Annotated in this window: 13 protein-coding genes and 1 rRNA gene; 11 read left to right on the plus strand and 3 right to left on the minus strand. The window is 62.2% G+C overall.

Features of this window, described 5'->3' with window-relative positions; all coding sequences use genetic code 11:
* Positions 1-176 precede the first annotated feature (176 nt).
* The 11 genes from rrf (at position 177) to L6963_RS05415 (ending at position 11,626) form a co-directional block, all read left to right on the plus strand.
* A 5S ribosomal RNA gene (gene rrf, locus L6963_RS05365) occupies positions 177-293 on the plus strand.
* Between the two features lie 252 nt (positions 294-545).
* A complete protein-coding gene (locus L6963_RS05370) occupies positions 546-1,880 on the plus strand; it encodes a tetratricopeptide repeat protein (RefSeq protein WP_237207244.1) in 1,335 nt (444 codons plus the stop codon).
* Positions 1,880-2,869 carry an HAD-IIA family hydrolase gene (locus tag L6963_RS05375; RefSeq protein WP_237207243.1) on the plus strand — a complete coding sequence of 330 codons (990 nt, stop codon included), beginning with the start codon at positions 1,880-1,882 and terminating at the stop codon, positions 2,867-2,869. Before L6963_RS05370 ends, L6963_RS05375 begins: the two co-directional genes overlap by 1 nt.
* Positions 2,862-3,062 (plus strand): hypothetical protein, encoded by a 201-nt coding sequence (locus tag L6963_RS05380; RefSeq protein ID WP_237207242.1) that lies wholly within the window; start codon positions 2,862-2,864, stop codon positions 3,060-3,062. The genes L6963_RS05375 and L6963_RS05380 overlap by 8 nt, the downstream gene beginning before the upstream one ends.
* A gap of 28 nt (positions 3,063-3,090) precedes the next feature.
* The gene (locus tag L6963_RS05385; RefSeq protein ID WP_237207241.1) at positions 3,091-3,843 is read left to right on the plus strand and encodes a TlyA family RNA methyltransferase; all 753 of its coding nucleotides are present in this window, start codon (positions 3,091-3,093) and stop codon (positions 3,841-3,843) included.
* 92 nt (positions 3,844-3,935) lie between these two features.
* Positions 3,936-4,931 carry an NAD kinase gene (locus L6963_RS05390; protein WP_237207240.1) on the plus strand — a complete coding sequence of 332 codons (996 nt, stop codon included), beginning with the start codon at positions 3,936-3,938 and terminating at the stop codon, positions 4,929-4,931.
* A 23-nt stretch (positions 4,932-4,954) separates the two neighbouring features.
* Positions 4,955-6,661 carry a DNA repair protein RecN gene (gene recN, locus L6963_RS05395; protein WP_237207239.1) on the plus strand — a complete coding sequence of 569 codons (1,707 nt, stop codon included), beginning with the start codon at positions 4,955-4,957 and terminating at the stop codon, positions 6,659-6,661.
* Between the two features lie 97 nt (positions 6,662-6,758).
* On the plus strand, positions 6,759-8,441 hold the full coding sequence (locus L6963_RS05400) for a CTP synthase (RefSeq protein ID WP_237207238.1): 1,683 nt from the start codon (positions 6,759-6,761) through the stop codon (positions 8,439-8,441).
* Between the two features lie 14 nt (positions 8,442-8,455).
* Positions 8,456-9,199 carry an NUDIX domain-containing protein gene (locus L6963_RS05405; RefSeq protein ID WP_237207237.1) on the plus strand — a complete coding sequence of 248 codons (744 nt, stop codon included), beginning with the start codon at positions 8,456-8,458 and terminating at the stop codon, positions 9,197-9,199.
* A gap of 1 nt (position 9,200) precedes the next feature.
* Positions 9,201-10,175: a site-specific tyrosine recombinase XerD gene (locus L6963_RS05410; protein ID WP_237207236.1), complete on the plus strand. Its 975-nt coding sequence runs from the start codon at positions 9,201-9,203 to the stop codon at positions 10,173-10,175.
* 17 nt (positions 10,176-10,192) lie between these two features.
* Positions 10,193-11,626, plus strand: coding sequence for a dihydrolipoyl dehydrogenase family protein (locus L6963_RS05415; RefSeq protein ID WP_237207235.1), 1,434 nt, complete (start codon positions 10,193-10,195; stop codon positions 11,624-11,626).
* Between the two features lie 95 nt (positions 11,627-11,721).
* Here the strand turns inward: L6963_RS05415 and L6963_RS05420 are convergent, their stop codons facing one another.
* The 3 genes from L6963_RS05420 to L6963_RS05430 are packed head-to-tail and all read right to left on the minus strand — an operon-like array spanning position 11,722 to position 15,307.
* Positions 11,722-12,858, minus strand: a complete 1,137-nt coding sequence (locus L6963_RS05420; RefSeq protein WP_237207234.1) for a bifunctional 2-methylcitrate synthase/citrate synthase — start codon at positions 12,856-12,858, stop codon at positions 11,722-11,724.
* 20 nt (positions 12,859-12,878) lie between these two features.
* Positions 12,879-13,790: a methylisocitrate lyase gene (prpB, locus tag L6963_RS05425; protein ID WP_237207233.1), complete on the minus strand. Its 912-nt coding sequence runs from the start codon at positions 13,788-13,790 to the stop codon at positions 12,879-12,881.
* Positions 13,790-15,307, minus strand: coding sequence for an MmgE/PrpD family protein (locus L6963_RS05430; protein ID WP_237207232.1), 1,518 nt, complete (start codon positions 15,305-15,307; stop codon positions 13,790-13,792). The genes prpB and L6963_RS05430 overlap by 1 nt, the downstream gene beginning before the upstream one ends.
* Positions 15,308-15,339: the final 32 nt, after the last annotated feature.

Raw genomic sequence — 15,339 nt, forward strand, 5'->3', positions numbered from 1 at the left:
ATAGGCCAGGTATGGACGCGGGGAATGCCCGTGGAGTTGACTGGTACTAATAGTCCGAAGGCTTACACTTTTATGACTGAGTTTGTTTGTTGTTTGCGTCCACTGTATGGTTTTGAGGCAATAACCGATTGGGGTTGTTGTTGCTGCCCCCTGTGTGGGGTGGTGCATCGTAGGTTTACGGTGGTTATAGCGAGAGGGAAACACCCGGTTCCATCCCGAACCCGGAAGTTAAGGCTCTTTGCGCCGATGGTACTGCACTGGTGACGGTGTGGGAGAGTAGGTCACCGCCGGTTTTTATATTGGGATACAGGAAGAGCCTGAGCTATAAAGCTCAGGCTCTTTTTGTTTATGGCTCGGAGCTATCGCTCCGAGCCCTTTTTGTTTTAAAGCGACGGCCAAGCGTGAAGCTGTGTGCCTGAAAACGCACCGGTAAGACCAGGCAGCCCCTACGCAAGGTACCCCAAGCCAGATAGACTAGAACCTAGCATTAAAAACAGGGCAGAAAAGAGCCCAACCCCCACCACAAACACCATAGAGGAGCTCACTTGGCTGAATACTCACGTAACCACTCAGATAAAAACCGCGGTGGCTACAAGAAGAACAACGACCGTAACTCCTCACGCCCCTACCGCAGCGACCGCTCCGACCGTAACGACAGCGGATACACCAAGCGCGACGGCGACCGCCCCTACGGCGACAAGAAGAAGCCCTTCGATAAGAACCGCGGCGGTGGCAAGCGCTTCGACGACCGTAAAAACAACGGTAACGGCCGCGGCGAACGCTCCTTCGACCGTAAGGGTAACGGCCCCCGCAAGAACTTCGACCGCGACCAGAATAAGCGCGGTTTCCAGGTGGAGCGCAAAGACCGTAACTTTACTGCTGAGGCAAAGAACCCCAGCGGTGACTACCGTCCGTCAAAGAATGCACCCGAGATCGACACCGACGTCACCGGCAAGGAACTCGAAAACTGGACCCTGCGTGCCCTGCGCCAGCTAGAAGCCCAGAACGCAGACACCGTAGCCAAGCACCTGGTCATGGTCGGCCGTTACCTCGACATCGACCCCGACTTCGCCCTAGAACACGCTGTTGCTGCCTCAAAGCGCGCAGGCCGAATCGGCGTCGTCCGCGAGGTCGTCGGTATCGCAGCCTACGCTGCAGAGGACTTTGAACTGGCCCTGCGTGAACTGCGCACCCACCGCCGTATCTCGGGCTCCAACGAGCACCTAGCGCTGCTCGTAGACTGCGAGCGTGCCCTGGGGCGTATCGAAAAGGCTTTGACCCTGGCTGAAGAAGCGAAGAACGAAGAGGTACCTGCCGCCGTCCGCTCTGAGGTCGCTATCGTTGTCTCCGGTATCTACAGCGACCAGGGCGAACTGAAGAAGGCTCTGAAGGCCCTTGAGATTCCTGAGCTGAACCCCAAGCGCGGGTTCGACTACTCACCCCGCCTCTTCAACACCTACGCTGAACTGCTGGAGCAGGACGGACGTAGTAAGGAAGCAGCCCGCTGGGCCCGCTTAGCGCTAATGACCGAAGCTGCGCTGGGGCAGGGTGACTTCGTCGAACCTGAGATCTTCGATATCTTCACCGAGCAGGACCTGCTCGAACCCGAAGAACCCTCCGTTGACCTAGAAGCGGCTGAAGCTCAGGCACCGGCTGCCGAGGCTGTAGAGACCGACACAGAAGCAGACGCTGCTGAAGCCACCGAGACTGAGGCCACCGGTGCAGCAACCACAGAAGAGCCTGAAGCCAGCGATGACGGCGCCCTCTTTGAGGTCGACGAGACCCCTGCCAGCGCTGAAACCGTGGTAAGCGAAGAACAGGCAGAAGAAGAAGCCCTCTTCGAGCTTGCTCCTGAAGCTGTTGAGGGGGATCGCGACTAATGCTGCTGGCAGCGCACGACGCGATTCTCTCAGACCTTGATGGTGTTGTCTACGCAGGACCTTTCGCTATTGAAGGCGCCCCGCAAGCCCTGAACAGGGCTCAGGAAGCCGGTGTGCCGGTAGCCTTTGTGACCAATAATGCCTCGCGTAGCGTCCAGGCCGTTGCTGACCATCTGGTGGAGCTCGGCGTCAAAACCGATGCTGAGCACGTCATCAGCTCGGCGCAGGCAGCAGCTGAGCTGCTCAAGGCCCAGCTACCTGCCGGGGCCAAGGTACTGATTACCGGTGCTCAGGCTCTTGCTGACTGTGTGGCTGCGGCAGGCCTGACCCCCGTTAGTAGCCAGGCCGATGAGCCGGTTGCGGTTGCTCAGGGCTTCAACCCCAAAATTATTTGGGAAGACCTGGCAGAAGCCGCCTACACTCTGGCTGATGAGAAGGTGCTGTGGGTTGCCTCGAACACCGATTTCACTATCCCGAAGGAACGTGGCATCGCCCCCGGTAACGGCACCCTGGTGGGGGCTGTAGCGACGGCTACCGGGCGCACCCCGCAGGTAGCTGGTAAGCCGGAGTCACCTATTTTTGTCACCGCCGCCCAGAAACTGAACTCCCAGCGTCCTGTGGTGGTGGGCGACCGCCTGGATACCGATATCCAGGGCGGTAACCGGGCAGCGATGGCGACGGCCGTGGTCATGACCGGGGTGGAGACCTACCAGAGCATTCTGGCGGCTATTCCGGTGGAGCGTCCCACCTATATTCTGGAAGACCTCGCCGGTTTCTTCGAGGACTACCCCCAGATCCAGGTGCAGGCAAGCGCTACCGGTATGGGCGCTCGGGGCGCAGGCTGGTCCGCTGAGGCAACCGATACCGAACTCACCATCACCGGTGAGGGTAGCGAGATTGATAGCTGGCGTGTGGCCTGCGCAGCCTGGTGGGCTGCCCACCCCGATGCGTCCGCCCCGCTTGCTCCTAGCCAGGTGCACCGTGGCTAAGGGCACGGACGAAACCGCCCAGAGTCTCGAAGAAAAGGCAGTTTCGGGGCTACCGACTGAAGAAGCCGAGGCTCTCGACCCCGAGTTCGAGGCGGCGCTGACAGCTGCCCTGGCCCTGGATGCCACCGAACGCATCGAGAGGCTGGGCCAGCTGGCGTCTGCCCTCAAAGAAGACCTAGATTCAAGCCGCTAGAGCCGAGTGCGGAGCGGGAAGGAAGAACATGCGACTGGACCAGTACATGGTGCAGGCAAAGATTGCCCGCTCCCGCACGCTGGCGGCCAAGATGGTTGAGGGCGGGCACATCAGCGTGAACGGCCGTACCATGACGAAGCCAGCCCAAAAGCTGAAGGAGGGGGACCGCGTCCGCGTCCGCCGCAGCGAGCTGACCGAGTATGTGAGCCGTGCCGGGCACAAGCTGGCCGGGGCGCTGGATGCCTTCCCCGAGATTACCGTTGCCGGTAAATTCTGCCTGGATGCGGGTGCCTCCACCGGCGGTTTTACCGATGTGTTACTCCGCCGAGGGGCCAGCCGGGTTGCGGCGGTTGATGTGGGGCACGACCAGCTGGTCGAACAGATCCGGAACCACCCGGCCGTTGACGTTTATGAGGGCATGAACGTGCGGCACATGAGCCCCGAGGACGTCGGCGGGCAGGTTGCCCTTACGGTCTCAGACCTGAGCTTTATCTCCCTCACCAAGGTCGTTGAGCCGCTGGCTCGGGCAACGGCCGCAGGCGGGGACCTGCTGCTCATGGTTAAACCCCAGTTTGAGGTGGGCCCGGCCCGCATCGGCAAGGGCGGGGTAGTGACCGACCCCGAGGTGAGAGCGGACGCCGTGGCGTCCGTCCGCGCGGCAGCGCAGGACGCCGGCCTGCTCGTGCTGGGGGAGCAGGAAAGCCCCCTGCCGGGGCAGGACGGCAACGTAGAATTCTTCCTCTGGTGCCGCAAGCCTGACGAAGCGACCCCCGCTTCATAGGGCACCCAAAGTCGAATAAATATTCGAAAAAATCCGGTGTGTTGGGCCTTAGAAAAACAGCAAAACCGTTTACGGTCAGCTAGCCTAAAAGTGTGAACGAAACACCTGACACCGCACAGCACCTCCACCAGGCCAAGGAGCCGGGAGAACGCAACATTCTTGTCTTTGCCCATACCGGGCGCCTAGAGGCCAGGAATGCGGCGCGAGCTACCTGTACCCAGCTCCACCGTGCCGGCCTGGTGCCCGTGATGAATCGCGCCGACCTTGAAGCCCTGACCGAAAAATGGGAGAACCCCGTTCCTGTGGCAGTGGCTCACGAGTCTGTGGCGCTTAAAGATATTGAGCTGGGCATGGTGCTCGGCGGCGACGGGTCGATTCTGCGAGCAGCCGAGATGATTCGTCACACCCAGATTCCTCTGATCGGTGTGAACCTGGGGCACGTAGGATTCCTGGCAGAAGCCGAGGAATTCGACCTGACCGAAACAGTAGAGCGAGTAGTCTCAGGGGACTACACGGTCGAAGAACGTATGGCTATCGATGTGAAGGTCTGGGACGGCAGCCAGAAAATTCTCGAAACCTGGGCGCTGAACGAAGCCAGCGTGGAAAAGGGCAATCGAGAAAAAATGATCGAGGTGGTCATTGAGGTTGACCGGCGCCCCCTGTCGTCCTTTGGCTGCGATGGGGTAGTGCTGGCAACCCCCACCGGCTCAACCGCCTATGCCTTCTCCGGTGGCGGGCCGGTCGTCTGGCCCAGCGTCGAAGCTATGCTCATGGTGCCCTTATCTGCCCATGCTCTCTTTGCCCGCCCCCTGGTCACCGCACCGACCTCCATGATGGCGGTAGAACTGATCTCCACGAACGGGGCAGAAGGTGTGCTCTGGTGCGACGGACGCCGTACCCGAGACCTGCCTCCCGGAGCCCGCGTCGAGGTAACCCGCTCGTCCAAGCCCGTCCGCCTGGCCCGTATGCACCCGGCTCCCTTCTCCGAGCGCCTGGTGAAGAAGTTCGAGCTTCCCATCGCTGGCTGGCGGGGGCCTCACACCCCCGGGCCTGCGACCAGCGCCCTGACCGTTATCCGTAACGACTAACCTCGTCAAGAAAGTTTTCCCACGTGATTGAAGAAATTCACCTGCGCGATTTGGGCGTTATTACCGATGCCCGCCTGCCTCTTGAACCCGGCTTCTCGGTGCTGACCGGTGAGACGGGTGCCGGTAAAACCATGGTCGTGACGGCTCTGGGCATGCTGCTGGGCGCTCGCTCCGATGCCTCTAGCGTGCGCAACGGCGCTAAGAATGCCTTGGCCGAGGCAGTTATCCGCCTGCCTCAGGGGCACCGCGCCCTAGCCCTGGCCGAGGACGCCGGTGGTTCGGTTGAAGAACTCGACGGCGGTTCTGCCGAGCTACTTCTTGCTCGAACTGTCAGCGCCGCTGGTCGCTCCCGCGCTCACGTAGGGGGTATCTCTGCCCCTATCGGCACTCTGGCCGACATCGGCCATACCCTGGTGGCGGTGCACGGCCAGTCCGACCAGCTGCGCCTCAAGGACGCCGCCGAACAGCGCCACGCTCTGGACTCTTACGCAGGGAAAAAGCTTGAAAAGCTCCTAGCCTCCTACACCATCAACTACGAACGTTACCGCCAGGCTGCCGGGGAGCTGCGAGACGTGCGCGAAAATACCCGCGCCCGGGCCCTGGAAGCCCAGACCCTGCAGGGGGCACTTGCCGAAATTGACTCGGTGCAACCTGCCGAGGGCGAAGATGAGGCCCTGCGGGCAGAAAGCCAAAAACTGGCCAACGTTGAGTCCCTGCGTCTAGCTGCGGCGACGGCGTCCGCCGCTCTGTCGGGCACCGAATACGGGGACGCGGACGAGCCCAACGTGCTGGGGCTGCTCGATGCCGCCCGCACCGCCCTGGCCTCAGAGGCAGATGCGGACGCCGACCTGGCAGCTCTCGCTGGACGGCTGAACGAGGCACTGATCCATGTGACCGACATTGCCGAAGAAATCTCGGCCTACACTTCGGGACTAGATACCGAGGGGCCAGAACGCCTTGCTGAGGTCGAGCACCGCCGGGCCCAGCTCAAGAGCCTGACCCGCAAGTACGGGGCTGATATTGCCGAGGTGCTGGCCTGGGCAGAAGAATCTCGGGCCCGCCTGGAAACCCTCTCCGACGACCCGGCCCGCCAGGAGGCCCTGGAAGCCGAGCTGCGCCAGCTGCGCGAGACCCTGGGGGAGCAGGCTGCAGCCCTCACCGAACTGCGCACCAAGGCCGCCCGTAAGCTGGCCGCGGCCGTCAGTGAAGAACTCTCAGCCCTGGCCATGCCCAATGCCTCCCTGGTGGTTGAGGTGGAAGAAACTGAGAAGTTCCACCGCTTTGGTAAGGACACGGTGACCTTCATGCTGGCCCCCCACGCCCAGGCCGTGCCCCGTCCCCTGGGCAAGGGAGCTTCAGGTGGTGAGCTCTCCCGCGTCATGCTGGCTCTTGAAGTAGTGCTCTCCGAGGTAGACCCCGTACCCACTTTTATCTTTGATGAGGTGGACTCCGGCGTCGGCGGTAAGGCAGCCATCGAAATCGGCCGCCGCCTAGCTATGCTGGCCAAAAACGTGCAGGTTCTGGTCGTCACCCACCTGCCCCAGGTCGCGGCTTTTGCTGACCAGCACATCCTGGTGCGCAAAAACGAGGACGGTTCCCTCTCCCGTGTGCAGGTACTCACCGCTGAAGAGCGGGTGGTAGAGCTTGCCCGTATGCTCTCAGGCCACGACCAGTCTGCAGCAGCCCAGGAACACGCCCGGGAACTCCTGGCCGACGCCGGGCAAATCTAGCCCCGGGCAGGTGCCCTACCTGCTCAGCAGAAGCCGGGGGCAGGCGTCCGCCCACCGGGCCCTGCCCCACAGTGTTTACACACGCGAAACAGAAACGGTGATAGGCTGGAATTCCGTGGTAGATACAAACGCATCAAACAACGGTAAAGTCACCCGCCAGATTTTCGTCACCGGCGGCGTAGCATCATCTCTCGGCAAAGGCCTCTCAGCCTCATCTCTCGGCCGACTTCTTCGCTCCCGTGGTCTTTCAGTGACCATGCAGAAGCTCGACCCCTATCTCAATGTCGACCCCGGCACCATGAACCCCTTCCAGCACGGTGAGGTATTCGTCACCGACGACGGGGCAGAAACCGACCTCGACATCGGCCACTACGAACGCTTCCTCGACGAGAACCTCTCCCAGGCAGCAAACGTCACCACCGGTCAGGTCTACTCCCACGTCATCGCCAAGGAACGCCGCGGCGAATACCTGGGCGATACCGTGCAGGTCATTCCCCACATCACCGATGAAATCAAGCGCCGCATGCGCCTTCCCGCTGAAGGCGAGAACGCCCCCGACATCATCATCACCGAAATCGGTGGCACCGTGGGCGACATCGAATCCCTGCCCTTTCTCGAAGCAGCCCGCCAGGTCCGCCGCGATGTGGGCCGCCGCAACGTCTTCTTCCTGCACGTGTCTCTGGTGCCCTTCATCGGGCCGTCCGGCGAGCTGAAGACCAAGCCCACCCAGCACTCCGTTGCCGCCTTGCGTGGCCTGGGTATTATTCCCGACGGCCTGATCCTGCGCTGTGAACGCGAAGTGCCCGAGTCACACAAGATCAAGATCGGTCACGCCTGTGACGTAGAGCCCGAGGCCGTGATCTCCTGCGCTGACGCCCCCAGCATCTACGACATCCCCAAGACCCTGCACAGCCAGAACCTCGACGCCTACATCCTGGACTACCTGGGCATCGACGCTGAGCCCGTTGACTTCACCCAGTGGGATAAGCTGCTGAGCGCCGTCCACACCCCCAAAACCGAGGTCAACGTTGCCCTGGTCGGTAAGTACATCGACCTGCCCGACGCCTATCTCTCGGTCACCGAGGCCCTGCGCGCCGGTGGCTTTGCCAATGACGCCAAGGTCAACATCAAGTGGGTTGCCGCCGACCTCTGCGCTAGCCGCGAGGACGCCGCCCACCAGCTGCGCGGTATGGACGCCATTCTCGTGCCCGGCGGCTTCGGCATCCGCGGCCTTGACGGCAAGATTGGCGCCCTGCGCCACACCCGCGAAAACAAGATTCCCACCCTGGGCATCTGCCTAGGGTTGCAGTCTATGGTGCTCGAATACGCCCGCAACGTGCTCGGTATCAAGGACGCCTCATCGACCGAGTTCGACCCCGAGACCGCATCCCCGCTGATCGCTACCATCGAAGAGCAGAAGGCCTTCGTGGACGGCGCAGGCGACCTGGGCGGTACCATGCGCCTGGGCCTCTACCCGGCAACCCTGGCAGCAGGTTCACTGGCTGAAAGCGTCTACGGGGCAACCGAGGTAGCGGAGCGCCACCGCCACCGCTACGAGGTCAACAACGACTACCGCCAGCAGCTGGAAGAAGCCGGTCTGGTGATCTCTGGTACCTCACCCGACTCGTCCCTGGTGGAGTTCGTTGAGCTGCCCGTGAGCGAGCACCCCTACTACATCGCCACCCAGGCCCACCCGGAATACCGCTCCCGCCCCACCCGCCCCCACCCCCTCTTTGCGGGGCTGATCAAGGCGGCACTTGAGACCCGCAAGAACGGCTAGTACTGTTCTAAGGTATGCAACAGAATCTCTCGTATGAGGTGGGGGACGCCCCCCGCCTCGACGCCCCGGCGCTCGCCGCGACCCAAGATACAATCGCTGACATCGCCAACCCCCGCTACGTCACCAGCCGCACCACCAAATTTGAGGGCTACGTCTGGGACGTTATCCGCGAGGGCATAGCACTGGAAGAAGGCGCTGAACCCTTCGAACGAGATTTTCTGTTGCATCCCGGGGCGGTAGCCGTCCTCGCTCTCAACGAGAAGAACGAGGTGCTGCTCATCAACCAGTACCGCCACCCCGTCCGCGCTAACCTTTGGGAAATCCCCGCAGGTCTACTCGACATCGATGGCGAAGACCCCGTGCACGCTGCCGCCCGTGAACTGGCAGAAGAAACTGACCTCCAAGCCGCCCGGTGGGATACCCTCATGGAGTTCTACAACTCACCCGGCGGTATGGGCGAGGCCTGCCGTATCTACCTGGCCCGCGATCTCAGCGCCATCCCCGCTGAGGACCGCGAAGAGCGGGTCCACGAAGAATCAGAAATCGTGCAGCGCTGGGTACCGCTCGATGAGGCCGTCCGCGCTGTGCTGGCCGGACGAATCCACAATGCCGCCTCCACCAACGCGATTCTTGCCGCCGACGCCGCAGCCCGCCGTAACTTCGAAACCCTCTACCCGGCGTCCGCCCCCTTCACCGCCCACCCCGCCCTGCGCGAGGCAAACTACCGCGGCGAAATCCGCCCCGCCGAAGGTCTCTAAGGTGGCCCCCAGCACCCCGGCTGCACCCACCCCGCTCGACAGAGCCATCGAGGCCTACCTCAACCACCTGGCCATCGAACGAGGCCTAGCCGCCAACACCCAGGCAGCCTACCGCCGCGACCTCACCCGCTACAGCAGCTACCTGGCAGGCCAGGGCGTCATTGCCCCGGGTACCATCACCAAAAAACACGTGCGAGACTTCGCCGCCCACTGCTCTGCCCCGGGCAAGGACGGGGGAGCAGACCTCGCAGCGAAATCGGTCGCCCGCATCATCAGCGGCGTGCGCGGCGCCCATTCCTTCTGGTACCGCGAAGGCACCACGCCCACAGACCCCGCGGCGACCGTCCGTCCGCCCACCCCCGCCGCCCGCCTGCCCAAGGCCCTACCCCTGGCCGACATCACCCGCCTGCTGGAAAGCCCCGACCCCGCCACCCCCGCGGGGCTGCGCGATAGGGCCCTGCTCGAATTCCTCTACTCCACGGGTGCCCGCATCAGCGAAGCTATCACGGTTGATATCGATGACCTGGTCATCGACCGGAACCCCACGGAAGAAAACCCCCAGCTGCCCGCCGTCGTAAGACTCTTCGGTAAAGGCAACAAGGAGAGGGTAGTGCCCGTTGGCTCCTACGCTGCCCGGGCTATCGACGACTACCTGGTGCGCGGACGCCCGGCGCTCGCCTCCCGCGGCAGGGGAAGCGCTGCCCTCTTTCTCAATGCGAGAGGCGGGCGTATCACCCGGCAGGGTGCCTACCTTATCCTTAAAAACCACGCTGAACGGGCGAAAATTCGGGCTGAGATTTCTCCGCATACCTTGCGCCACTCCTTCGCGACCCACCTGCTTGAGGGCGGGGCCGACATTCGCGTGGTGCAGGAACTTCTGGGGCATGCTTCGGTGACAACAACCCAGGTCTATACCAAGGTCACCGCCGATACCCTGCGCGAGGTCTTTGCAGCTAGCCACCCCCGCGCCCGCTAGATATACGAGAGACAACGATGAATACTACCCCACAGACAGACCAAGCCCGCTTAGATACCGCTACCTTCGATGTGCTGGTTATTGGCGCTGGCCCGGTGGGAGAGAACCTTGCCGACTACGCCACCCAGGGCGGGCTGAACGTTGCCCTGATTGAGCACGAACTTCTGGGCGGGGAGTGCTCCTACTACGCCTGTATGCCGTCAAAGGCCCTACTGCGCCCCTTGCAGGTAGCTCAGCTTGCCCAGCACCTGCCCGGCCTCACCGGAACCACTGTGAATGCAGATGACCTGCTGAAACGGCGTGATGCCTGGGTCTCTCGCTACCGAGATGAGGGGCAGGTACGCTGGGCTGAATCGGCCGGTATCACCGTGGTGCGCGGCCACGGAGAACTGACCGGTGATAAAACTGTTGAGGTAACCTCCGCTGACGGAGCCACCCGGATTCTCAAGGCCCGCCGGGCCGTTGTGCTGGCAACGGGGTCACAGGCTCGGGTGCCTCATCTCTATACGGGGTTAGAGGCCTGGGATAACAGGGACGCTACCGGCGTAGTTGAGATACCGCGGCGACTTACCATCGTGGGTGGCGGTGTAGTTGCGGTAGAAGCTGCCACCTGGATGGCCGCCCTGGGTAGCGAAGTGACCCTGCTGGTACGTGGGCAGCACCTCTTGGGCAGGCTAGGTGCAGAGGTCGAGGGGCTCAGCGATATGATTGCTACGGCCCTGACCGATGCCGGCATCACCCTCCGCTACGGTGCCCGGGTTACGGACGCCCGCCGCGAGGCCCCCAGCGCCACAGGGCTCGGTAGGGTGCACGGTGGGGAAGTTACGCTCACCTTTGATGACGGGCAGACCCTGGTCAGTGATGAACTGCTGCTAGCGACCGGGCGCACCCCTGCCCTAGAAGCGGTAGGGCTCCACACTATTGGTCTCAGCCCGGAGGCGGCCCTGGCTGGTGAGGGGCCCGACTGGCTCCACCTGATTGGGGACGCCGCCGGGCAGGTACTACTCACACACCAGGGTAAATACCGGGCACGGGTTCTAGGGGCCGCCCTCGCCGGGCAGGAAGAGTACGCCCCTGAACAAGAAGCTCCAGTACCCCAGGTGATCTTTAGCCAGCCCCAGGTAGCCCAGGTCGGACTCACCGCTCCTCAGGCCATCCAGCAGGGCCATAGCGTGGTCACCAGCCGGGCCGCCATGAACGAGGCCGCCGGTACCTCCTTGCTGTCTGACCTCAACCGGGGCTTTGCTGAACTGACCGTTGATGCTGACACCGGCGTCCTACTGGGTGCCGTCTTTGTGGGGGAGGAAGCTGCCGAGCTCCTGCATGCAGCTACGATTGCCGTTACCGCCCAGCTACCCGTTAAGCTGCTGCGGCACGCGGTACCTGCCTACCCAACGTCCTCAGAAATCTGGCTGCGTCTGCTTGAAAAACTCCCTAGGGAGCTGCGCTAGTACTGCCAGATAGGTAAATAGCACAAAGTCGGCTGGCTGAGGAACGAGAAGCTTCTCAGCCAGCCGACTCAGCGAGTCGCTGCTAAAGGTGGAGATTAGCTCAGGTGGCGCTCGTCCACACCGTTGTAGGCAGAGAGCGGGCGAATCAGCGAATTCGCTGCGCGCTGCTCCAAGATGTGGGCGGTCCAGCCGGTGATGCGGGAAGCCACGAAGATGGGGGTGAAGGTGGGGGTATCAAAGCCCATCAGGTGGTAGGTGGGGCCAGCAGGGTAATCCAGGTTGGGCTTGATTCCCTTAGCCTCGTCCATTGCTTCAGCCAGACCCTGGTAGAGACCGATAATGTCGTGGCGGCCGTAGTATTCGACCATATCGAAGAAGGACTTCTGCATGGTGGGCACACGGGAATCGCCGTTCTTGTAGACCCGGTGACCGAAGCCCATAATCTTCTTCTTCTCTGCCAGGGCGGCCTCCATCCATGCCTTTGCACGAGCCTTAGCGTCTGCCTGGGACTCACCCTCAATCACACCGATTTCATCGAAGGTGTGCTGCACGGCCTCGTTGGCGCCACCGTGCAGGGGGCCCTTAAGGGCACCGATGGCGCCGGTGACGGCTGAGTGCAGGTCTGAGAGGGAGGAGGTAATGACGCGGGCGGTGAAGGTAGAGGCGTTGAAGGAGTGCTCGGCGTACATGACCATGGAGACGTTGAAAGCGGTCTTGACCTCGGGGGCCGGGACTTCGCCGAAGGCCATGTAGAGGAAGTTATCGCAGTAGTCCAGGTCTTCGCGCGGGGCAATGATGCTCTGGCCCCGGCGGCGACGCTGGTCGTAGCAGACCACAGCCGGCATGACCGCGAACAGTTCCTTGGCCTTGAGCAGCTCGGTCTCGGGGGAGAGATCCTCGCTCTTGGGGTCGGCTGCGCCCAGGAAGGAGGTCGCTGTGCGGCAGACATCCATGGGGTGGCAGTCGGTAGGCAGGGCCTCGATCACTGCCTTCAACGCTGCCGGTAGCTCACGGTGGGCTCTCTCGAAAGCGGTGAACTCTTCCAGCTCTTCGTCGGTGGGTAGCTCCCCGTTCCAGAGCAGCAGGGCTACCTTCTCAAAAGGAACAGTCGCCAGTTCCTGTACCGGGTAGCCCCGGTAGAGCAGGGAGTTGGTTTCTGCGTTGACCTTTGAGATGGCGGTATAGTCAGCAACTACACCGGCCAGACCTTTTTTGACCTCGTTGTCGCTCATGTCTGTTTCTCCTTGTGCGTTTAGGCTTCGAACTTACCGGGAACCTCGAAGTTGAAGATGCCGGTGTCGAACTGGTTGTAGGCCTCGTAGTCGACCAGGTCGTAGAGGCGGGAGCGGGTGAACATCTGGTCCACGTAGGCCTCCTGGGTACCGTCACGCTCGATGGTTTCCAGGACGCGTTCCATGGCTCCCAGCGAGGAGCGCAGCAGGGTGACAGGGTAGATAATCATTGAGATACCCGCTTCAGCCAACTGTTCCTTGGTGTAAAGCTCGCTCTTGCCGAACTCGGTCATGTTGGCAAGAACCGGCACGTCCACAGCGTCGCAGACAGCCTTGAACTCGTCGAGATTCTTCATGGCCTCGGGGAAAATCGCATCGGCGCCGGCATCGACCAGAGCCTTGATACGGTTGATGGTTTCCTCAAGGGATGAGGTACCGCGCAGGTCGGTGCGGGCCATAATCAGGAAGTTCTCGTCCCGGCGGGCCTCGGCTGCTGCCTTGATTCGCTTGGTCGCGGTTTCAAGGTCAACCATGTTCTTGTTGTCGAGGTGGCCGCAGCGCTTGGGGTTGAACTGGTCCTCAATGTGGCAGCCTGCCAGGCCGTATTCTTCGAACTCCTGGATGGTGCGGGCCACGTTCATGGGCTCACCAAAGCCGGTGTCGGCATCCACAATGGCGGGCAGGTTGGTGATGCGGGCAATCTGCCCTGCGCGCTGGGCTACCTCGGAGAGGGTGGTGAGGCCGACGTCCGGAAATCCCAGCTCGTTGGCCAGCACTGCGCCCGAGATGTAGATACCGTCAAAGCCTTTTTCCTCGATTAGGCGGGCTGAGATGGGGGTGTAGGTGCCGGGGAACTGGCGAATCTGGTCGCTAGCCAGCATCTCGCGCAGGTCCTTGCGCTTTTCGGTTGCGGTTTTTGAAGCGTACAGCATTAGAAGATACCCTTCTTGCCGGTTTCAAGGTCGATGGAGGCGGTGATGTTGAGGGCGTCCAGCTCACCTGCACCCAGGTTAGCCAGGTTCTCGGCTGCCTCGATGAAGCGGTTCTGCTCTTCTTCAGAGACCTTGCCCTCGGCCAGCTTGCGGAACTTGCCGATGTAGTCCTCGCGGGCGAAAGGACGGGCACCGAGCGGGTGGGCGTCCGCCACAGCGATTTCTTCGCTGAAGGTCTCGCCGTTAGCCAGCTTGATTTCAACGCTTCCGCCGAAGGCCTTTTCAGCAGGGTCGTTGGAGTGGTAGCGGCGGGTCCACTCGGCGTCCTCTGCGGTGGTGACCTTGTGCCAGAGGGCTACGGTGTCTTCGCGCTGGGCACGCTCGGGGGCGTAGGAGCCGACGTGGTCCCACTCGCCGTCCTGCAGCATAACGGTGAAGATGTAGGGGATGGAGTGGTCCAGGGTCTCGCGGGTGGCGGTGGGGTCGTACTTCTGGGGGTCGTTGGCGCCAGAGCCGATGACGTAGTGGGTGTGGTGGGAGGTGTGCAGAACAATCGACTCGATGTTCTCGGGGTTGGCGAATTCGGGGTGTTCGCGGTGCAGCTTGCGGGCCAGGTCAATCCATGCCTGGGCCTGGTACTCAGCGGAGTGTTCCTTGGTGTAGGTGTCGAGGATCGCTCGCTTGGGCTCGCCAATTTCGGGCAGGGGCACTTCGTAGTGGGCGTCGGGACCATCCAGCATCCAGGCGATGACGCCGTCCTCACCCTCGTAGATCGGCACGGGGGAGGTCTGGCCGCGCATAGCGCGGTCAACCGCTTCAACTGCCATCTTGCCTGCAAAGGCGGGGGCGTGGGCCTTCCAGGTGGAGATTTCGCCCTTGCGGGACTGGCGGGTTGCGGTGGTGGTGTGCAGGCCCTGACCGATGGCCTGGAAGATGGCTTCGGTGTCCAGGCCCAGCAGGGTGCCAATACCGGCAGAAGCGGACGGGCCGATGTGGGCGACGTGGTCAATCTTATGCTTGTGCAGGCAGATGGCCTTGACCAGGTCGACCTGGACCTCGTAGCCGGTAGCGATACCGCGAATCAGGTCGCGGCCGGTGGAGCCCACGTGCTGGGCTACTGCCAGAATCGGGGGAATGTTATCGCCGGGGTGGGAGTATTCGGCAGCCAGGAAGGTGTCGTGGTAGTCGAGTTCACGCACTGCCACGCCGTTGGCCCAGGCTGCCCATTCGGGGGAGACCTTGGTGCTGGCGGGGACGCCGAAGATGGCTGCGCCCTTTCCATTGGGGGAGTGGGCGTGGGTAAGAGCCTGGTCGCGGGCGGAGATGATGGGGCCGCGGTTGAGAGAAGCGATAGCGACAGAGGCGTTGTCGATGATGCGGTTGATAACCATCTCTTCGACCTCGGGGAGCACCTCAACGGGGTCGGTAGCTACCTGGGCGAGCTTGTAGGCGAGCTGGTCTTCGCGGGGCAGGTTTTCTTCGGACTTATAAACTCGAACGGAGTGCAGCTTGGTCACTGATGTTTCCTTTCAGATTGTTCCTCCCGGCA

It is taken from the genome of Rothia nasimurium (genome assembly GCF_928392795.1).
Lineage (GTDB): Bacteria > Actinomycetota > Actinomycetes > Actinomycetales > Micrococcaceae > Rothia > Rothia nasimurium_F.

What these genes read in the sequence shown, in the direction of transcription:
- L6963_RS05405 (WP_237207237.1), top strand. Translation starts at nt 8,456, where the DNA reads ATGCAACAGAATCTCTCGTATGAGGTGGGGGACGCCCCCCGCCTCGAC.
- L6963_RS05415 (WP_237207235.1), top strand. Translation starts at nt 10,193, where the DNA reads ATGAATACTACCCCACAGACAGACCAAGCCCGCTTAGATACCGCTACC.
- prpB (WP_237207233.1), bottom strand. Translation starts at nt 13,790, where the DNA reads ATGCTGTACGCTTCAAAAACCGCAACCGAAAAGCGCAAGGACCTGCGC.
- L6963_RS05420 (WP_237207234.1), bottom strand. Translation starts at nt 12,858, where the DNA reads ATGAGCGACAACGAGGTCAAAAAAGGTCTGGCCGGTGTAGTTGCTGAC.
- L6963_RS05375 (WP_237207243.1), top strand. Translation starts at nt 1,880, where the DNA reads ATGCTGCTGGCAGCGCACGACGCGATTCTCTCAGACCTTGATGGTGTT.
- L6963_RS05385 (WP_237207241.1), top strand. Translation starts at nt 3,091, where the DNA reads ATGCGACTGGACCAGTACATGGTGCAGGCAAAGATTGCCCGCTCCCGC.